This is a genomic window from Streptomyces xiamenensis (assembly GCF_000993785.3).
Lineage (GTDB): Bacteria > Actinomycetota > Actinomycetes > Streptomycetales > Streptomycetaceae > Streptomyces > Streptomyces xiamenensis.
Genome location: NZ_CP009922.3, coordinates 4,760,618 through 4,780,102, shown reverse-complemented (window position 1 = coordinate 4,780,102; position 19,485 = coordinate 4,760,618). Strand labels below are relative to the sequence as shown.

17 protein-coding genes are annotated in these 19,485 nt (G+C 71.3%); 6 read left to right on the top strand and 11 right to left on the bottom strand.

All coding sequences use genetic code 11. The features are described 5' to 3' along the window. Window positions 1-46: 46 nt before the first annotated feature. From infB to rimP, 4 genes are all read right to left on the bottom strand, one after another. The gene (infB, locus tag SXIM_RS22125; RefSeq protein WP_078847002.1) at window positions 47-3,103 is read right to left on the bottom strand and encodes a translation initiation factor IF-2; all 3,057 of its coding nucleotides are present in this window, start codon (window positions 3,101-3,103) and stop codon (window positions 47-49) included. Window positions 3,104-3,256: 153 nt separating this feature from the next. Next, window positions 3,257-3,553 carry a YlxR family protein gene (locus tag SXIM_RS22120; RefSeq protein WP_078635853.1) on the bottom strand — a complete coding sequence of 99 codons (297 nt, stop codon included), beginning with the start codon at window positions 3,551-3,553 and terminating at the stop codon, window positions 3,257-3,259. 104 nt (window positions 3,554-3,657) lie between these two features. After that, entirely contained in the window at window positions 3,658-4,671 is a 1,014-nt protein-coding gene (gene nusA, locus SXIM_RS22115; RefSeq protein WP_030738172.1) for a transcription termination factor NusA, read from the bottom strand. A 2-nt stretch (window positions 4,672-4,673) separates the two neighbouring features. Next, entirely contained in the window at window positions 4,674-5,216 is a 543-nt protein-coding gene (gene rimP / locus SXIM_RS22110) for a ribosome maturation factor RimP (RefSeq protein WP_046724955.1), read from the bottom strand. 256 nt (window positions 5,217-5,472) lie between these two features. Here rimP and SXIM_RS22105 point away from each other — a divergent pair, with 256 nt between their 5' ends. From SXIM_RS22105 to SXIM_RS22095, 3 genes are read left to right on the top strand one after another with little or no spacing between them, the layout of a single operon-like run. After that, on the top strand, window positions 5,473-5,970 hold the full coding sequence (locus SXIM_RS22105; protein ID WP_030738177.1) for a hypothetical protein: 498 nt from the start codon (window positions 5,473-5,475) through the stop codon (window positions 5,968-5,970). Next, on the top strand, window positions 5,967-6,455 hold the full coding sequence (locus SXIM_RS22100; protein WP_030738179.1) for a ferritin-like domain-containing protein: 489 nt from the start codon (window positions 5,967-5,969) through the stop codon (window positions 6,453-6,455). Before SXIM_RS22105 ends, SXIM_RS22100 begins: the two co-directional genes overlap by 4 nt. Then, window positions 6,452-7,348 (top strand): aminoglycoside phosphotransferase family protein, encoded by an 897-nt coding sequence (locus SXIM_RS22095; protein ID WP_030738181.1) that lies wholly within the window; start codon window positions 6,452-6,454, stop codon window positions 7,346-7,348. The genes SXIM_RS22100 and SXIM_RS22095 overlap by 4 nt, the downstream gene beginning before the upstream one ends. Window positions 7,349-7,605: 257 nt before the next feature. Here SXIM_RS22095 and SXIM_RS22090 read toward each other — a convergent pair whose 3' ends face one another. The 6 genes from SXIM_RS22090 to dxr all read right to left on the bottom strand — a co-directional run bounded on the left by SXIM_RS22090 (window position 7,606) and on the right by dxr (window position 14,904). Further along, entirely contained in the window at window positions 7,606-9,318 is a 1,713-nt protein-coding gene (locus tag SXIM_RS22090; protein WP_030738183.1) for a proline--tRNA ligase, read from the bottom strand. Window positions 9,319-9,399: 81 nt separating this feature from the next. After that, the gene (locus tag SXIM_RS22085; RefSeq protein ID WP_046724954.1) at window positions 9,400-9,969 is read right to left on the bottom strand and encodes a GNAT family N-acetyltransferase; all 570 of its coding nucleotides are present in this window, start codon (window positions 9,967-9,969) and stop codon (window positions 9,400-9,402) included. Between the two features lie 24 nt (window positions 9,970-9,993). Then, window positions 9,994-10,842 (bottom strand): GNAT family N-acetyltransferase, encoded by an 849-nt coding sequence (locus SXIM_RS22080; protein WP_046724953.1) that lies wholly within the window; start codon window positions 10,840-10,842, stop codon window positions 9,994-9,996. A 230-nt stretch (window positions 10,843-11,072) separates the two neighbouring features. Further along, the gene (gene ispG / locus SXIM_RS22075; protein WP_046724952.1) at window positions 11,073-12,230 is read right to left on the bottom strand and encodes a flavodoxin-dependent (E)-4-hydroxy-3-methylbut-2-enyl-diphosphate synthase; all 1,158 of its coding nucleotides are present in this window, start codon (window positions 12,228-12,230) and stop codon (window positions 11,073-11,075) included. Window positions 12,231-12,316: 86 nt separating this feature from the next. After that, window positions 12,317-13,621 (bottom strand): M50 family metallopeptidase, encoded by a 1,305-nt coding sequence (locus SXIM_RS22070; RefSeq protein ID WP_030738196.1) that lies wholly within the window; start codon window positions 13,619-13,621, stop codon window positions 12,317-12,319. Continuing rightward, window positions 13,618-14,904, bottom strand: a complete 1,287-nt coding sequence (dxr, locus tag SXIM_RS22065) for a 1-deoxy-D-xylulose-5-phosphate reductoisomerase (protein ID WP_046724951.1) — start codon at window positions 14,902-14,904, stop codon at window positions 13,618-13,620. The genes SXIM_RS22070 and dxr overlap by 4 nt, the downstream gene beginning before the upstream one ends. 284 nt (window positions 14,905-15,188) lie before the next feature. Here dxr and SXIM_RS22060 point away from each other — a divergent pair, with 284 nt between their 5' ends. The 3 genes from SXIM_RS22060 (at window position 15,189) to SXIM_RS28615 (ending at window position 17,275) form a co-directional block, all read left to right on the top strand. Next, entirely contained in the window at window positions 15,189-16,277 is a 1,089-nt protein-coding gene (locus SXIM_RS22060; RefSeq protein ID WP_046724950.1) for a hypothetical protein, read from the top strand. A 104-nt stretch (window positions 16,278-16,381) separates the two neighbouring features. Beyond that, entirely contained in the window at window positions 16,382-16,864 is a 483-nt protein-coding gene (locus SXIM_RS22055) for a hypothetical protein (RefSeq protein WP_148236148.1), read from the top strand. Window positions 16,865-17,140: 276 nt separating this feature from the next. Continuing rightward, window positions 17,141-17,275: a hypothetical protein gene (locus tag SXIM_RS28615; RefSeq protein WP_267881003.1), complete on the top strand. Its 135-nt coding sequence runs from the start codon at window positions 17,141-17,143 to the stop codon at window positions 17,273-17,275. A gap of 72 nt (window positions 17,276-17,347) precedes the next feature. On the opposite strand, the gene SXIM_RS22050 is transcribed toward SXIM_RS28615, so the two are convergent. Beyond that, the gene (locus SXIM_RS22050; RefSeq protein ID WP_046724948.1) at window positions 17,348-19,288 is read right to left on the bottom strand and encodes an acyl-CoA dehydrogenase family protein; all 1,941 of its coding nucleotides are present in this window, start codon (window positions 19,286-19,288) and stop codon (window positions 17,348-17,350) included. Window positions 19,289-19,485 lie beyond the last annotated feature (197 nt).

The following is a 19,485-nucleotide window of genomic DNA, read 5'->3' as shown; positions in this document are numbered from 1 at the left end:
GATCGACGGAGTTTCCCACCCCGCCGACCGGCCCCGGCCCACCGCGCTAAACGCGCGGCTTCTCCCGCATCTCGTACGTCGCGATGACGTCGTCGATCTTGATGTCGTTGAAGTTTCCGAGGTTGATACCGCCCTCGAAGCCTTCGCGGATCTCGGTGACGTCGTCCTTGAAGCGGCGCAGGCCCTCGATGTTGAGGTTCTCCGCCACCACCCGGCCGTCGCGCAGCAGTCGTGCCTTGGTGTTCCGCTTGACCTCGCCGGAGCGGATGAGCACACCCGCGATGTTGCCCAGCTTGGAGGAGCGGAAGACCTCGCGGATCTCCGCGGTGCCCAGCTCGACCTCTTCGTACTCCGGCTTCAGCAGACCCTTCAGGGCCGCCTCGATCTCCTCGATCGCCTGGTAGATGACCGAGTAGTACCGGACGTCCACGCCTTCACGTTCGGCCGCCTGCGTGGCACGCCCCTCGGCGCGCACGTTGAAGCCGATGATGATGGCGTCGGAGCCGGCCGCCAGGTCGATGTCGGTCTCGGTGACCGCACCCACCCCGCGGTGCAGAACCCGCAGGTCCACACCCTCGCCGACATCCAGCTGGAGCAGCGAGGACTCCAGGGCCTCGACCGAACCGGACGCGTCGCCCTTGATGATGAGGTTGAGCTGCTGGAACTCGCCTTCCTTGAGCACCCGGTCCAGGTCCTCGAGGGAGACCCTGCGGACGCGCTTGGCGAAGGCCGCGTTGCGCTCCCGCGCCGCGCGCTTCTCGGCGATCTGCCGGGCGGTACGGTCCTCGCCGACCACCAGGAAGTTGTCGCCGGCGCCCGGCACATTGGTCAGACCCTGCACCAGGACGGGCGTGGACGGACCGGCCTCGTAGACGTTCTTGCCGGAGTCGTCCAGCATCGCCCGCACTCGGCCGTGCGCGTCGCCCGCCACCATGGTGTCGCCGACGCGCAGCGTGCCGCGCTGGACCAGCACCGTGGCCACCGCACCGCGACCGCGGTCCAGGTGGGCCTCGATGGCGATGCCCTGGGCGTCCTGCGTGGGGTTGGCCCGCAGGTCGAGGGCGGCGTCCGCCGTGAGGATCACGGCCTCCAGCAGACCCTCGATGTTGGTGCCCTGCTTGGCGGAGATGTCGACGAACATGGTCTCGCCGCCGTACTCCTCCGCGACCAGGCCGTACTCGGTCAGCTGACCGCGCACCTTGGTCGGGTCGGCACCCTCGACGTCGATCTTGTTGACCGCGACGACGATCGGCACCTCGGCGGCCTTGGCGTGGTTGAGCGCCTCGATCGTCTGCGGCATCACGCCGTCGTTGGCGGCGACCACCAGGATCGCGATGTCGGTCGACTTCGCACCACGGGCACGCATGGCGGTGAACGCCTCGTGACCCGGGGTGTCGATGAAGGTGATCTTCCGCTCGTCGCCGTTGACCTCGGTGGCGACCTGGTACGCACCGATGTGCTGGGTGATGCCGCCGGCCTCGCCCTCGATGACGTTGGTCTTGCGGATCGCGTCCAGCAGGCGCGTCTTACCGTGGTCGACGTGACCCATGACGGTCACCACCGGCGGACGCTTGACCAGGGCATCCTCGCCGCCCTCGTCCTCACCGAACTCGATGTCGAAGGACCCGAGCAGCTCGCGGTCCTCCTCCTCCGGGCTGACGATCTGAACCGTGTAGTTCATCTCGTCGCCGAGGAGCTGGAGGGTCTCGTCGGAGACCGACTGGGTCGCGGTGACCATCTCGCCCAGGTTGAACATCACCTGGACCAGCGACGCCGGGTTGGCGTTGATCTTCTCCGCGAAGTCGGTCAGGGACGCACCGCGCGACAGCCGGATGGCCTCACCCTTGCCGCGCGGCAGCATCACGCCGCCGATCGACGGGGCCTGCATGGCCTCGTACTCCTGGCGCCGCTGCCGCTTCGACTTGCGGCCACGCCGGGCCGGACCGCCGGGACGCCCGAAGGCACCCTGCGTACCACCACGGCCACCGGGGCCACCGGGACGGCCGCCGAAGCCCGGACGGCCGGCGAAACCGCCGCCGCCACCGGCTCCACCGCCGCCACCGGGACGACCGGCGAAACCGCCGCCGCCACCGGGACGACCGGCGCCGCCCGGACGGGCACCGCCGCCGCCACCGCGGAAGCCGCCACCGCCGCCGCCACCGGGGCGGGGACCGCCACCGGCACCACGGCCGCCGGGACCACCGGGACCGCCGCCCGGACGGCCACCGGCCGCCGGACGCTGCGGCATCATGCCGGGGTTCGGACGGTTACCGCCGCCGGGACGCGGGCCACCGGGGGCCGCACCCTGCGGACGGGGCATGTTGCCCGGAGTGGCGCGACCGCCACCGGGCGCCTGGGGGCGCGGACCGGCCGCACCCGGCTGACCGCCACCGGGACGCGGACCGCCCTGGCCCTGGCCACCGGGGCGCGGCGCGCCGCCGGGACGAGGGGCCTGCGGACGGGCCATGCCCGTGGAGCCACTGGTCGTGAACGGGTTGTTGCCCGGACGCGGGCCGGCGGGACGGGCGCCCGGCTTGGGGCCACCCGGCTTGCGGGCCTCACTCGCGGGCTTGGCACCGGCCGGCTTCGGCGCGGCGGCTCCCGGCTTGGGGGCCGGACGCGCACCCGGCTTGGGCGCGCTGCCACCAGGACCGGCCGCGGGGCCGGGACGCTGGGCGGCGGGACGCGGCGCCGGCTCGGGGCTCGGCGGCGCGGTGAACTCGGGCGCCGCAGGGCCCGGCTTGGCGCCGGACGGCTTGGGCGCGGCAGGCGGCGGGGTGGGACCCGGCCGCGGCGCGTTGCCCGGCTTGGGGGCCGCCGCACCAGGCTTGGGCGCGGCAGGTCCCGGACGGGGACCGGGGGCACCCGGCTTGGGCGCGCCACCCGGCTTGGGGGCGCTCCTGCCCGGCGCACCGGGCTTCGCGGACTTCCTGGCTCCGCCAGAACCCGCGCTGAGCGCATCAGTCAATTTACGGACGACCGGCGCCTCAATCGTCGAGGACGCCGAACGGACGAATTCACCGAGTTCTTGGAGTTTGGCCATGACGACCTTGCTTTCGACTCCAAGCTCCTTGGCGAGCTCGTATACCCGGACCTTAGCCACTTCGCTCCTTACGGTCCGGGGTGGGTCGTCCCTCGGACCTTCGCTATTTCACGGGCGTACTCATCGCGTACTCATCGAGTGCTCATCGCAATCTCGACCTACTTCCGACTCGCGAGGTACCTGGACCGCGTGGTGACCACCACGCGGCGCTTCTTACGTTTGGTGCGTTTCTTGCGCTTCCATCCGGCCGACCAAGCGTGCCAGCTCTCCGGTGTCAAGCGGCCCCTGGGTCCGATAGGCCCTGGGGAACGCCCGACGGCGGACCGCCAGCTCGACGCAGGCCGGTACGGGGTGCACATAGGCGCCCCGACCGGGCAGCGTACCGCGTGGATCAGGGACACAGCGCCCCTCGACCAACACCGCACGCAGCAGATCATCCCGGGCCGCGCGTTGCCTACAGCCCACGCACGTCCGCTCCGGGCATGCCTGGACATGTGTCCGGCCAGACACAGTTGATTCTACCTCCCCGTACGCACCGCTCCCCTACCGGGGTCGGCACGATCGCCGCCCCGTCACACGGGGCGTCGAACGTCACAACATCACGGCCGCCGCGGTCATTCCCCGGCGTCCGGCTGCCGCTGCTCGGTGTCGGGGCGGATGTCGATGCGCCAGCCGGTCAGGCGGGCCGCCAGCCGGGCGTTCTGCCCCTCCTTGCCGATGGCGAGCGACAGCTGGTAGTCCGGCACGGTGACCCGCGCCGAGCGGGCCGCCGCGTCCACCACCTCGACCCGGCTCACCCGGGCCGGCGACAGGGCGTTGGCGACCATCTCGGCCGGGTCGTCGGACCAGTCCACGATGTCGATCTTCTCGCCGTGCAGCTCCGCCATCACGTTGCGCACCCGCCCGCCCATCGGGCCGATGCAGGCGCCCTTGGCGTTCAGTCCGGAGCGGGTGGAGTGCACCGCGATCTTGGTGCGGTGCCCGGCCTCGCGGGCGATCGCCGCGATTTCGACCGAGCCGTCGGCGATCTCCGGGACCTCCAGCTCGAACAGCTTCTTCACCAGGTTCGGGTGGGTGCGCGAGAGCGTGACGGACGGGCCGCGCGCTCCCTTGGCCACCCGCACCACGTAGCAGCGCAGCCGCGAGCCGTGGGTGTACGACTCGCCCGGCACCTGCTCCTGCGGCGGCAGCACGGCCTCCATCTTGCCGATGTCCACCAGCACGCTGCGCGGGTCACGCCCCTGCTGGACGACGCCGGCCACCACGTCGCCCTCGCGCCCGGCGTACTCGCCGAAGGTGATATCACCCTCCGCGTCGCGCAGCCGCTGGAGGATGACCTGCTTGGCGGTGGTCGCCGCGATCCGGCCGAACCCGTCCGGGGTGTCGTCGAACTCGCGCGGCTCGGGCCGCTCGCCGTCCTCGTCCGGTTCGAGGTCGGCCGCGTCCTCCTTGGCCCACACCGTCACATGGCCGGTGCCGCGGTCCAGTACCACGCGTGCGCGACGGCGGCTGCCCTCGGTGCGGTGGTACGCAATGAGGAGAGCCGATTCGATCGCCTCCACGAGCAGATCGAAGGAGATCTCCTTCTCCCGCACCAGTCCCCGCAGGGCACTCATATCGATGTCCACGACTACGCCTCCTTCTGGCTCTCGTCACCGTTGGTGTCTGTGTCTGTGTCGCTGTCCGTGTCAGCGTCCGTCTTGCGGCTGAACTCGATCTCCACCCGGGCGGACGCGATCTCGTCGAACTCCACCCGGCGGGCGGTCGGCCGGCGTCCCTTGACGCCCGGGACCTCCAGGTCCAGGCCGCTCTCGTCCACGCCGATGACGCGTGCGGTCAGCTCGCCGCCGTCGTGCAGCTTGGCCTTGATCAGCCGGCCGGCGGCACGCCGGTAGTGGCGGTGCTCCGTCAGCGGCCGGTCGGCGCCCGGCGAGGAGACCTCCAGGACGTACGGGGTCGGTCCGAGCACATCCGCGGCGTCGAGGGCGGCGGAGGCGGCGCGGCTCAGTTCGGCGCAGGCCTCAAGGCCCACTCCCTCGTCGGTGTCCACCACGACCCGCAGCACGCGGCGCTTGCCGGCCGGCGTCAGCCGCACCTCTTCGAGGTCCATCCCCCGCTCCCCGGCCAGCGGCTCCAGCAGCTCCCGCAGCCTGTCGATCTGGGTCGTGCTCATCCGGGTGACTCCTCGGCCGCGTCTGCTGTTGTGGGGATCAGGGGGTGGGGGCGCGGGGCTCAGACCCGCCGCCACAGCCTATCGCCTGTGGCACCGTACGCCGACCGCGTTGTCGTGGGGTCCTGGCACGCCGCGAACCCGGGGTCGCGGGCCGATGAGCTGACCGCACGGGTACGCTCACCCTGCGGTGATCTCCACTGGAGATACCGCTGACGCATCATCAGATGAACTCACTCGCGGGAAGTACGGGGAAGCCATGTCCAGCGGCCCGCCCATCGAGCTGCCCAGACGTACCCTTCTGCTCACCGGCGGCGCCCTCGCCGCCCTGACCGGCGTGCTCAGCGGCTGCTCCGGGGCGGACGACGCCGGCCCCGAACGTTCCGGCGAGGCAGCCGCCACCTCCGAGGGGCTGCGCCGGCGGGCCGCCCGGGACAACGCCAAGCTGCTCGCCCGCTACGACGCCACCACCGCCGCCCACCCGGACCTCGCCGGAACACTGACCCCGCTGCGGGACACCGTCGCGGCGCAGCTGACGGCGCTTCAGGAGGACGGTGCGCCGTCCCCCGGCTCCGCGCCCGGGGTGCCGTCCGACGCCGACGGCGCACTCGCCGAGCTCATCGAGGCCGAACGCGCCCTGGCCGACGAGCGGCTTCGCACCCTCGGCGACGCCCCGCCCGAGCTGGCCCGGCTGCTCGCCTCGCTGTCGGCGGCCGGTTCGGTCCACGTCTATCTGCTGGGAGAGGCCCGCGCATGACGCGCACGACACGGGGGACCACGCGGCGGGCCCAGGACTCCGCCGAGGTCCCCGACACCCCGGCGCTGCGCGCCACCCAGGCGGCGCTCGCCGCCGAGCACGCCGCGGTGTACGGCTACGGCGTGGTCGGCGCGCGGATCGGCGCGGAGCGGGACGCGGAGGTGCGCGAGGCCTACACCGGACACCGGGCACGCCGCGACGCGCTGCGGCGCACGGTGTTGGATCTGGGCGCGGTGCCGGAGGCGGCCGCCGCGGCGTACGCGCTGCCGTTCGAGGTGACCGACACCGCCACGGCGCAGGCACTCGCCGCCGATCTGGAGGCGCGGCTGGCCGGTGCCTACGCGGATCTGGTGCTGGTCGCCACGGGGGCGTCGCGCCGGGACGCCGCGGCAGCGCTGCGCGAGAGCGCGGTCCGGGCGGCCCGGTGGAGCGGCACGGGAACGGCCTTCCCCGGCCTCGCCGAGTACGCGGGCGGCGGCGCATGACGGCGGCACCCGATCTGGCGCCCCCGCTGCGCCTCACCCGCGCCCAGCCCGCGGCGGCCGACACGTGGCTGGCCGGGCTGCCGGAGCTGGTGGTGCGGCTCACCCGGCAGTGGGAGCTGAGCGTGGAGCGGGTGGCCGCGCCGGGCGGTCGCACCAGCATGACCGTGCTGGTGCGGCGCGCGGACGGCACCCCGGCCGCGCTGAAGCTGTGCGCGCCGGGCCACTCCGCCGAACTGGAGGCGGCGGCGCTGGCACGCTGGGACGGCCACGGCGCGGTCCGGGTGCTGGAGGCGGCGCCGGACGCCGGCGCGCTGCTGCTGGAGCGGCTGCACGGGGAGACCTCGCTGCGGTCGCTGCCGGAGACCAAGGCGATGCTGGAGGCGGTCTCGGCGCTGCACCGGTTGTGGGTCGACCCGGGCGCGGGGCATCCCTTCCCCACCGTGGCCGGGCGCACGGCGGGGCTGACGGCGGACGCCGAGCTGCCGGATGGGACGGGACCGCTGATCGCGGAGGCGCTGGCGGCCCGCGCCGAACTGCTGGCCGGCCCACCGGAGGAGCTGTTGCTGCACGGGGACTTCCGGCAGGGCGCGGTGCTGGCCTGTGACACCGGGCGGGCGCCGTGGCTGGCGGTGGGCCCTGACCCGGTGGTGGGCGAGCGGGCCTACGACCTGGCCCGGCTGTCCCGGGACCGGCTGCACGATCTGACCGCCTCCGCGGGCGCTCCGGCGATCACCCGGCGCCGGATGACGAAGCTGGCGGCGTCGGTCGAGGTGGATCCGGAGCGGCTGCGCGGCTGGACGCTGTTCCGCGCGGTGGAGTCGGGCGTCCGCGCGCATGCCGAGGACCGCCGCAGGGACGCCGAGGCGCTGCTGGAGTTCGCCACCTGGCTGTGAGGGCCCGGAACGGCGCGGCCACCGCTCCGCCGGGGTGTGACGGTACAGAAACCGTCCTGCGGCCCCGTCGCCTTCGACCGGCGAACGCCGCCGCACCGCGTACAGACGTGCGGCGTCCCGACCACCAACGCACCGTGTGAACGCGTCCGCCCTTCACCGCGCACCCGCGCCACACGCACGCCGCCCCGCCGCGTGGGGGCGGCGGGGCGACGGGGCGACGGGGTGGCCCGGTCGGGGCGGGCCGGAGTGCGCGGGGGTCAGCCCAGCTGTTCGGTCAGGCGGGCGATCGCCTCGTCCACCGTCAGGTCCTCGCGCTCGCCGGTGCGGCGGTCCTTCAGCTCCACCCGGCCCTCGGCCGCGCCGCGCCCGACGATCAGGATCGTGGGAACACCGATCAGCTCCGCGTCGGTGAACTTCACGCCCGGGGAGACACCCGCGCGGTCGTCCGCCAGGACGCGCACGCCCGCCGCGCCGAGGCGGTCGGCGATCGACAGCGCCAGCTCCGTCTGCACCGCCTTGCCCGCCGCCACCACGTGGACGTCGGCCGGCGCGATCTCCCGCGGCCAGCACAGGCCCTGCTCGTCCGCCGTCTGCTCGGCCAGGGCCGCCACGGCGCGCGAGACGCCGACGCCGTAGGAGCCCATCGTCACCCGCACCGGCTTGCCCTCGCGGCCCAGCACCTCCAGGCCGAAGGCGTCCGCGTACTTGCGGCCCAGCTGGAAGATGTGGCCGATCTCGATCGCGCGGTCCAGGTTCAGTCCGGCCCCGCAGTTCGGGCACGGGTCGCCGGGCTCGACCACGACCACGTCCAGGTACTGGTCCACCTCGAAGTCGCGGCCGGCCACCACGTTGCGGGCGTGCGCCCCGGCCTTGTTGGCGCCGGTGATCCACGAGGTGCCCGGCGCGACGCGCGGGTCGGCCAGGTAGCGGAACGCCTTGCCCGCCATGCCCTGCGGGCCGACGTAGCCGCGTACCAGATCCGGACGCTGCGCGAAGTGCTCGGCCGTCACCAGCTCCACCTCCGCCGGGGCCAGCGCCTCGGAGAGCTTGCCGAGGTCGACCTCGCGGTCACCGGGCACGCCGACGGCCGCGATCTCACCGTCGATGGTGACCAGGAGGTTCTTCAGGGTGGCGGAGGCGGGCACCTTGAGGTGGTCGGCCAGGGTCTCGATGGTGGGGGTGTCCGGGGTGTCCAGTTCCTCGATGCCCGGGTGCGCGGCGCCCTCCACGGGCGTCAGCGCGAAGCTGACCGCCTCGGTGTTGGCGGCGTAGCCGCACGCCGGGCAGTCGGCGAAGGTGTCCTCGCCGGCCGGCGCCGGGGCCAGGAACTCCTCGGAGGCGGAGCCGCCCATCGCGCCGGAGACGGCGGAAACGATGCGGTAGTCCAGACCCAGGCGGGTGAAGATCTTGATGTAGGCCTCGCGGTGCAGCCGGTAGGACTCGGCCAGCCCCTCGTCGGTGGCGTCGAAGGAGTACGAGTCCTTCATCGTGAACTCGCGCCCGCGCAGGATGCCGGCCCGGGGCCGCGCCTCGTCGCGGTACTTGGTCTGGATCTGGTACAGCGTGACCGGCAGGTCCTTGTACGAGGTGCACTGGTCCTGGACCAGCTGGGTGAAGATCTCCTCGTGGGTGGGACCCAGGACGTAGTCGGCGCCCTTGCGGTCCTTCAGCCGGAAGAGCAGATCACCGTACTCCTCATAGCGGCCGGTGACCTCGTAGGGCTCCTTGGGCAGCAGCGCCGGCAGCAGCACCTCCTGGCCGCCGATCGCGTCCATCTCCTCGCGGACCACGCGCGCGACGTTGTCCAGGACCTGCTTGCCCAGCGGCAGCCAGCTCCAGATGCCGGCGGCGGAGCGGCGTACGTATCCGGCGCGCACCAGCAGCGCGTGGTTGATCGTCTCCGCGTCGGCCGGGGCGTCCCGCAGCGTCTTGAGCATGGATTGGGACAGGCGCTGTACTCGGGCTGCCATGGGAATTCGTGACTCCTGCGTGGGATGAGCGATTGGGCCCGAGAGTAGCGGGTCGCGGGCCGCCCGCGCCAAGCGGAGGGGTCAGCGGCGCAGCGGGAGCTCGGCGCCCATCACGGCGTACGGGCTCGGCGCGGAGGGGAAGTGCACGCGGCGGGCGAGGTCCTGGTAGCCGAGCCGGCGGTAGAGACGGCGCGCGGGGCTCTCGATGTCGATGGCGGACAGGATCGAGCGGGGTTCGTCGGCGGCGTCGGTGAGGGTGGTGATGAGACGGGTGCCTATGCCGCGGCCCTGGTAGGCGGGCAGCACGTGCAGTTCGGTGATGGTGAAGGAGTCGTCCAGCCAGCCGTCGTGCCCGGCACGGCGCAGGTACGGCTCGACGACGGTGGACCACCACTGCGCGCGATCGTTGGGCATCCCGTAGATGAAACCGGCCAGCGCCCCGGTGGCGGTGCTGAGGGCGCCCAGCGCCCGGGCGCCGGGGTGGGCGAGGTGGCGCAGCACGATGTGCCGGCGCACCGCGATCTCCTCGGGGCTCAGTCCGAACGCCTGGGCCTGGACGGCGAGCGCCTCGTCCACCCTGGCCGCCAGGTCGATGGGGCCCACGGTGATGTCCCGGGCGTCGGGGGCGGCTCCCGAGGCAGATGGTGTCATGCCGGGGAGGCTAACGCGCATCGCTCAGAACAGCACGCTCATCAGCGCGCCCGAGCTGGTGAAGCCGAGGCGGCGGTAGAGGGCGAGGGCGGGGGCGTTGTAGTCGTTGACGTAGAGGCTGACGACGGGGGCACAGGTGTCCAGTGCGTGCCGGATGACGGTGGCGAGGCCGGCGGCGGCGAGGCCGGTGCGGCGGCGGTCGGGGGCGGTCCACACGCCGGTGAGCTGGCAGGCGTGGGGGGTGACGGCGCCGATCTCGGCCTTGAAGACGATGCGGCCGTCCTCGACGCGGGCGAAGCAGCGTCCGGTGCCCACGGTTTCCGCGACCCGGGACTGGTAGGCGAGGCCGCCGTCCTGGGCGGTGAGCGGGGAGACGCCGACCTCCTCGGTGAACATGGCGACGGCGGCCGGCAGCACCAGGTCCATCTCGTCCTTGCGCATGGGGCGCACCAGGGGGTCGGGGGTGACGGCGGGCGGCGCGGTGCTGGTGGCCATCAGCGGCTGGTGGGCGCGTACGGCGCGGGCGGGGCCCCAGTGCGGCTCCAGGTGGGCCCACAGAGCGGCGGTGGCGGGTGCCGGGCCGACGATGGAGGTGCAGCGGCGGCCCTCGCGCAGGGCGCGTTCGGCGAAGGCGCGCAGGGCGGCGGGGGCGGCGTCGATGGGGACGAGGTTGGCGCCGGAGAAGCACAGGGAGCGCAGTTGCCCGCGGTGGTACCAGCCCCACAGTTCGCCGCCGAGCAGCCGGGGGTCGAGGCCGGATTCGATGACCCGGGCGGTGACGAAGGCGTTGGCGAGCGGTTCCCGGGCGAGGAGGGCCAGGGCGTCGCCGAGATCGCCGGGGTCCAGGGGGCGGGTCGCGGGCGTGGTGAGCACGGGGGTGGCCTTGCAGGTGAGCGGTGAGCGGGTTCCGCGCACTGTACCGCCCGCGGTGGCGGGGGCGCCTTACGTTCGCCGGTTGGGTACGCCCCCTCCGTACGCCCCGCACGTACACCGCACACACGTGCCGCCGCCGGTCCGGGCTCGGGGCCGGAGCGGCGGCGGTCGGGTGCCGGCGCGGGTGCCGGGGTGCGGGCGGACGGGGTGCGTCGCGCCCGCTGGGGCGTTCAGCCGGCGACGGAGACGGTGGGCTCGCCGGAGGTGACGCCGTCCTTCTCCATCTGCTCGGCGATCTTCATCGCCTCGTCGATGAGGGTCTCCACGATCTTGGACTCGGGAACGGTCTTGATGACCTCTCCCTTGACGAAGATCTGGCCCTTGCCGTTGCCGGAGGCGACCCCGAGGTCGGCCTCGCGGGCCTCGCCGGGACCGTTGACGACGCAGCCCATGACGGCGACGCGCAGCGGCACCTCCATGCCGTCGAGCCCGGCGGTGACCTCCTCGGCGAGCTTGTAGACATCGACCTGGGCGCGGCCGCAGGAGGGGCAGGAGACGATCTCCAGGCGGCGCTGGCGCAGGTTGAGCGACTCCAGGATCTGGATGCCGACCTTGATCTCCTCGGCGGGCGGGGCGGAGAGCGAGACCCGGATGGTGTCGCCGATGCCCTCGGAGAGCAGCGCGCCGAAGGCGACCGCCGACTTGATGGTGCCCTGGAAGGCCGGCCCCGCCTCGGTGACGCCCAGGTGCAGCGGGTAGTCGCACTGGGCGGCCAGCTGGCGGTAGGCGTTGACCATGACGACCGGGTCGTTGTGCTTGACGGAGATCTTCAGGTCGGTGAAGCCGTGCTCCTCGAACAGGGAGCACTCCCACAGCGCGGACTCCACCAGCGCCTCGGGGGTGGCCTTGCCGTACTTGGCGAGCAGCCGGCGGTCCAGCGAGCCGGCGTTGACACCGATCCGGATCGGGGTGCCGGCGTCGGAGGCCGCCTTGGCGATCTCCTTCACCTGGTCGTCGAACTTCTTGATGTTGCCGGGGTTGACCCGGACGGCCGCGCAGCCGGCGTCGATGGCGGCGAAGACGTACTTGGGCTGGAAGTGGATGTCGGCGATCACGGGGATCTGCGACTTGCGGGCGATGACGGGCAGCGCGTCGGCGTCGTCCTGGGTGGGGCAGGCGACGCGCACGATCTGGCAGCCGGACGCGGTGAGCTCCGCGATCTGCTGGAGCGTGGCACCGATGTCCGAGGTGCGGGTGGTGGTCATCGACTGCACGGACACGGGGGCGTCGCCACCCACCGCTACGGAGCCGACCTGGATCTTCTTGCTGACGCGGCGATCAGCCAGCTTGATGGGTACGGAGGGAATTCCCAGCGAGATGGCGCTCATGATGTTCGTGCAACCCCAGTGCGGATCTAGGTCCCGGGAAAGGCGGGCTCAAGCCCTCGACATTACCCTTCCCGGGTGATGGTCGGTTAACCGGTAAGCCGTACCGGCGTGACGATATCCGCCGCCAATACCAGCAGCGTGAAGCAGATGAAGACCCCCGCCACCACATAGGCAACGGGCATCAGTTTGGCCACGTCGAAGGGGCCCGGGTCCGGGCGCCTGAGCAGCCTCGCGGTGTGCCGGCGCACGCTCTCCCACGCCGCCCCCGCCATGTGTCCGCCGTCCAGCGGCAGCAGCGGCAGCATGTTGAACAGGAAGAGCGAGAGATTGAAGCCGGCGACCAGGAAGAGCGCGGTGGCGATCTGCTGGCTGGCCGGGATGTCGAGGGTGAAGATCTCCCCGCCGACGCGGGCCGCGCCGACGACGCCCATCGGGGAGTCCTGGGCGCGCTCACCGTTGCCGATGGCGGCGTTCCACAGGTCGGGGACCTTGGAGGGGATGTTGACCAGGGCCTGGACGCCGGTGGTCATGATGTCGCCCATCCGGTCCACGGCCTGCGGGAAGTCCTGCTTGACGATGCCCGAGGCCGGGGAGAAGCCGAGGAACCCGGCGCTGACGTACTCGCCCTCGACGTAGCCGCCGCTGCCGTCCGTCTTGGCGACCTGGTTCTCGATGAGGTCGGCCCGCAGCACCTGGGTGCTGCCGTCCCGCTCCACGGTGATGGTGGCCGGGCCGATGGTGTCGCGGATGCGCTGCTGGAGGGTGCCCCAGTCGTCGACCGGCTCGTTGTTGAAGGCGACGATCGTGTCGCCCGTCTTCAGCCCGGCGGCGTTGGCCGGGGCCAGCGGATCGTCCGCCCGGCAGTCGCGCTGCTCCTCGCTCTGCGAGATGACGCACTGGGAGACGGAGGCGACGGTGGTGGTCTGGGTGTTGATGCCGAAGAACATCAGGACGCCGAGGAAGATCGTGACGGCGAGGATGAGGTTCATGGCGGGGCCGGCGAAGAAGACGACGATGCGCTTCCACGGCTTGCGGGTGTAGAGCAGCCGCTTCTCGTCGCCCGGTTCCAGCTCCTCGAAGGAGGCGGCGCGGGCGTCCTCGATCATGCCGCGGAACGGCGAGGTGGAGCGTTTCCTGAGGCTGCCGTCGTCGCCCGGCGGGAACATCCCGATCATGCGGATGTAGCCGCCCATCGGGATGGCCTTGATGCCGTACTCGGTCTCGCCCTTCTTCCGCGACCACAGGGTGGGGCCGAAGCCCACCATGAACTGGGGAACGCGGACGCCGAACAGCTTCGCGGTGCTGAAATGCCCCAGCTCGTGCCAGGCGATGGAAAAGAGCAGTCCGAAGACGAAGACAAGTATCCCGATCAGGAACATCAAGCCCGTCATACCGTCGTTTCTCCATTCGCCACGGGTGCCGCGGACGTGTGTCGCGGCAGTCCGGCCAGCTCGCGGGCGCGGACGCGCGCCCGGGTCTCCGCTTCGAGGACGTCGGGGAGGGTGAGGGAGGTTCCGGCGAAGGCATCGCCCTGTTCCTCGACCACCTTGGCCACAGTGTCCACGATCCCGGTGAACGGCAGCAGTCCGGCGAGGAAGGCGTCGACGCACTCCTCGTTGGCCGCGTTGTAGACCGCGGGCGCGGTACCGCCGAGGCTACCCACATGGCACGCGAGCGGCACCGAGGGGAATGCCTCGGTGTCCAGCGGGAAGAACTCCCAGGTGTGGGCGCGGGTCCAGTCGACGGCGGGGGCCGCCCGCGGGACCCGGTCGGGCCAGCCGAGACCGAGCGCGATGGGCGTGCGCATGTCCGGCGGGGAGAGCTGGGCGAGGGTGGAGCCGTCCGTGAACTCGACCATGGAATGAATGTACGACTGGGGGTGGACGACGACCTCGATCCGGTCGAACGGAATGCCGTAGAGCAGATGGGCCTCGATCACCTCCAGCCCTTTGTTCACCAGGGTCGCCGAGTTGATGGTGATGACCGGGCCCATGTCCCAGGTGGGATGGTTCAGTGCCTGCTCACGGGTGACAGCGGCCAGCTCGGCGCGGGTACGGCCGCGGAACGGTCCGCCGCTGGCCGTGACGATCAGCTTGCCGATCTCGGCGCGGGTACCGCCCAGCAGCGCCTGGAAGAGGGCGGAGTGCTCGGAGTCCACCGGAATGATCTGCCCCGGCTTGGCCAGGGCGGCGACCAGCGGCCCGCCGACGATCAGCGACTCCTTGTTCGCGAGTGCCAGCACCCGGCCGGCGCGCAGGGCGGCGAGGGTGGGCGCGAGCCCGATGGATCCGGTGATGCCGTTGAGGACGGTGTGACACGCGCTGCCGGCCAGCTGGGCGGCAGCGTCGGGACCGGCGAGGATCTCCGGCAGCGGCTCCCCCACCCCGTACCGGGTGCGCAGCGCCTCGCGCAGTTCGGTCGCCTTCGCCTCCCGGGCGACCGCCACGGTACGCACCTGGAGGCGGTGGGCCTGCATGGCGAGCAGTTCGACCCGGCCGCCCGCGGCGGAGATCCCGGTCACCCGGAAGCGGTCCGGGTTGGCCAGCACCACATCGATGGCCTGGGTTCCGATCGAGCCGGTCGACCCCAGAATGACCACCTCACGCACCCCCTCGGGCGGCGCGGCGGAATAACGCAGACGCGGATCAGCGAGGACCCCGGAAGTCTCGGTCATTCCCCCATTGTGGCCGCTCCACCGGGCGCCGCGTCCCGGGGCCGCCTCCGCCGGCGCCCTTCGGCCCGTACCGTCTCGGACCGCGGCCCCGGGCGACCGGTCCCCGGCGTCGCGCTCGGGCGCGCCGAACCCTCTCGTGACCGAGGTCATCCCGCCCGCGCGTCCTTCCTGCGCACCAATCGCCGTTGCTACGCTGCTCCGGGTAGTCGAACACAAGCTGTAGCGGGGGTCGCGCGTTATGGCCACGGACGAGGACCGAACGCGTACGCGGCTGAACGCGGACGATGACGGCACGGGCGGCGGGGCGGCTCCGGATCCCTACACCGGTCGCGACAGCTGCCCGGATCTGCGAGTCGGACGCGGCGGCAGCGTGCGCACTGCGTGAACTGACCGGGGACGATGGCGATCCCTTCGTCCTGGCCTCCTACAGCACTCTGGAATCCGCAGAACGCATGCAGGGATTCGAGGACGCCGAAGAAGCGCTGGCCCTCATCGACAAGGGCCCGGCCGCGACCAACGAGGAACTGGCCCGCCTCAACGAACTCCTGGACAGCCAGCAGAACAACGCGTACTTCGCCACCCATCTGATGGGCCAGCTGCCACCGGACAAGCTGCTTCTGTTCCTCGGTGACATCTACGACGCTGAAGGGGCCGGGGCGGATGACCGCCGGGCCGCCATCGTCGGTGATGTGGGAGAGAACTTGGGTATCGTCCTGGGTCGGGCCAGCCAGAGCGGCCACGCGGGAACGGACGCCATCCAACCCGATATGGTGGCAGCCTGGGAAGACGATATGGCGGCGCTCGGCGGGCAACGGATTAACCTCAGCGACGGACGTCAAGGCCCCTACAGGTTCCAGCTCATGAGCAATATCATGGGCTCCGGCGAGTACAGCACGCACTATCTCACCAACTATCATGATGCGCTTGTCTCCTGGGAACTGGAGATGAGCCCACCGGGGTCTGCCTGGAACCGGACAGCGGCGTTGTACACCCCCATCACCGGAGACGGCTTCAGGCTCGATCCGATGACCGGGCTCATGGAAGCGACAGCCCGGAGCCCGGAAGCCGCTGCCACGGTCTTCAGTAACGACGATGCCTCCGAATACCTGCTGACGGGTCGCCCTCTGGACAGCCTTCCCCCTGAACTCGGAGAGGGCGGCGGTCGCGCGGCAAGTGAAGCCATCGGCAACGCATTCCTCGCCGCAACCACCGGAATGAACCCGTACGATCCAGCAGCCCTGCCCGTAGAACACGAGGACGTGCACCGCCGAAACCTCGGTCGAGGGCTCGCGATCATGGCGGAGGCCGGCGACGATCTCCAGCCGGAGTTCCGCGAACCCATGGCCAAGGTATTCCTCAACCATGGCGAGTAATACGTCCAGACCTCCGGCGGCCTGTCCGAGAGAGAACGCCCCCTGCACAAGGCGCACTCTTCGAGGTCACCAAACAGCTGTCACGCGACCCGGACGCCTACGCCGTGCTCAATTTCGGCATCAATGCCAACCTCGTCGAATCGTTCCATCACACAGAGACGTTCGATGGCGAGCCCATCGGCCCGGGCGACACTCTCGGCCGGGCCGGCATGGCGGTCGGCTTCCTGGAGCAGGCGCGATACGAAGCCCTGGATGGTTCCGTCGATGACCACTGGGACTTCAACACGGTCGTATACATTCCAAATTCCGAGAAAGATCCCCTGATTGAAGTTCTCCCATCGCGACTCACCACGGAACATGCACCTTCAAGCACCGAAGAAGATATGGTCTTGTGGCGCGGAAAGGAATCAGCTGGAGCCACAGCATCATTCGAGTGCCAACAGCAAGATCTGGGATCTTACGCGCTGCTGAAGATCAATATCATTGGTCAGATCGATGATATTGAAGACCCCCGCATGTCCAGCATTGAAGAATCTTCTCTCAACTACATGCAGAACTTCCGCACTCAGTATTGTGAAGCTCATTAGCCGCGACGGAGGGAGCGCCGAAAAGTTCGCAGGGGGCCGCCTCCGGCGAAGCATCACAAGACGATCACCGGGCGGCACAGCTGCAAGATCACGACGTTGGGCAGTCCCTGCGCTCGCCGCGTTCCATGTCTCTGCTGAACTCCCCCCGGCCGCGGATACTGTCTCGGCGCAGGGCGAGTACGACGCCTTGGTCCGTTCCCTTGTCGCCGACAACACGCCGCGCATGTTCGCTCTCCTGGAGGACGGGCAACGGAATGCCTGGGGGCCGCTTGGGAGGTGGCCTTCGACGAGGGCGGGGCCCTTGTCGGGGCCTCCGACAGCGGTCGGGTGGCGCGGACCGGATCGGCCGAGCGGGCCGAGGCGCTGTACCGGGTGCTGACCGGGGGTGACGTGCGCCTCATGCGGGTGTGATCGCAGTGAACACGGCGCTGACCGGCTCCGGGACCGTCCCGGGGGCGCCGCTGGAGGCGGTCAGCGTCGTGGTCAGGGGATGGGGCGGTGGAGGTTGGGGTGTGCGGAGGGGCCGGGGGGTGTCTCGGCGATCCAGGGGCCCTCGATGGAGGGGTCGAGCACGCCTTCCTCCAGCCAGGTGTACGCGCCGTCCAGCACGCCGCGTGCCAGCGCGCGGTCCGCGGCGTCCGCGCTGTGGTGGAGATGGACGAACAGGTCCTCGACGCGGACCCGGGCCTGCCGGCAGAAGGTGTAAGCCAGTTCGTACGCCTCCTTGCCGTTGTCCCGGTGGCCACGGGTACGCAGCCGCTCGGCGTGCACGCAGGCGGCGCTCATCGCGCACAGCTCCGCCCCGATGTCCACCAGCCGCCCGAGGTAGCCCTGCCTGCTCTCCAGGGCGCCCTGCCAGCGCGCCATGCCGGAGAAGGTCGCGCGGGCGAGGCGGCGCGCGCTGCGTTCGACGTACCGCAGTTCCGCGGACAGGTCACGGTGTCCCGGAACCCGGAAGTCGCCGTAGGACAGGGGCAGCTGTCCGCGGCCCGCGGTCAGAGACGGCAGCCAGCGGGCGTAGAAGCCGCTCGCCGCGAGGGCGGCCCTGCGCTTGGCGGTGAAGTTCTGTTCCGGGTCGATCAGCGCGCCGGCCACCTTGAGGTGGGTGTCCACGGCCTCGCGGGCGATCATGAGCCGCATGATCTCGGAGGAGCCCTCGAAGATCCGGTTGATCCGCATGTCGCGCAGGAGCTGCTCGGCCGGGACGCCGCGCTCGCCACGCGCCGCCAGGGACTGGGCCGTCTCATAGCCACGTCCGCCGCGCAGCTGCACCAGTTCGTCCGCCATCCGCCCGGCGAACTCGCTCCCCAGCAGCTTGGCGACCGCCGCCTCCAGGCGGATGTCGGCACGCCCCTCGTCGGCCATCTCGCTGAAGACCTCCAGCAGCGCCTCCATGGCGAAGGTGGTGGCGGCGATGTAGGACAGCTTCGAGCCGATCGCCTCGTGCTCCCCGATCGGCTTGCCCCACTGCACCCGTTGCGCCGACCACTGGCGGGCGATCCGCAGGCACCACTTGCCGGCACCGACGGCGACCGCCGGGACGGCGAGCCGCCCGGTGTTGAGCGTGCTGAGGGCGATCTTGAGGCCGGCGCCCTCCTCGCCGATCCGCTGGGCGCCGGGGACCTTGACCCGGTGGAAGCGGGTGACGCCGTTCTCGATGCCGCGCAGGCCCATGAAGGTGTTGCGGTGCTCGACGGTGACGCCGGGCGAGTCGGCCTCCACGACGAACGCCGTGATGCCGCCGGGGTGGTCGCCGATGCCGGGGACCTGGGCCATCACCACCAGGAGTTCGGCGATGACCCCGTTGGTGGTCCACAGCTTGACGCCGTCCAGGATGTAGTCGTCGCCGTCCGGCTCGGCGGTGGCGCCCAGCCGGGCGGGGTCGGAACCGACATCGGGTTCGGTGAGCAGGAAGGCGGAGATGGCGCCGCGCGCGCAGCGCGGCAGGTACGTCCGCTTCTGCTCGTCGGTGCCGAAGAGGGCCAGGGGCTGCGGCACACCGATGGACTGGTGGGCGGAGAGCAGCGCGCCGACCGCGGGGCTGGCGGAGGTGAGGACGGCGAGGGCGCGGTTGTAGTACACGTGGTTCAGGCCCAGGCCGCCGTACTCCTCGGCGATGTTCATGCCGAAGGCGCCCAGCTCGCGCAGGCCCCGTATCACCTCCTCGGGGATGCGGGCCTCGCGTTCGATGAGGGCGGCGTCGATGTGCTCCGTGCAGTATGCGCGCAATCGTTCGAGGAAGTGCTCCCCGATCCGTACGGCCTCCGCCTCGGGCTCCGGGCGGGGGTGGATCAGCTGGAGCCGGAGGCGGCCGAGGAAGAGCTGGCCGGCGAAACCGGGGGTACGGGCGGCCGCGCCGCGCGCGGCCTCGGCCAGCCGCCTGGCCTCCCGTTCCGCGTCCGAGGGGTCGCTGGGTGCGGTCATCTCCGCTCACCTCGCTGTGGGGGCATGAGGGATCGAGACCTGGTGTGGTGTAGGTACCCGATTCGGCGGTCGCGTACCACGGTGCGGTCCCCACGAAAGCTCCATCGAAGCGCTTCGATACATCTATGGACACAAACCATTGCCCGGTCTAAGGTCAACGCGGTTCCATCGTTTGGAGCGTTCGAAATCTGCCCGGC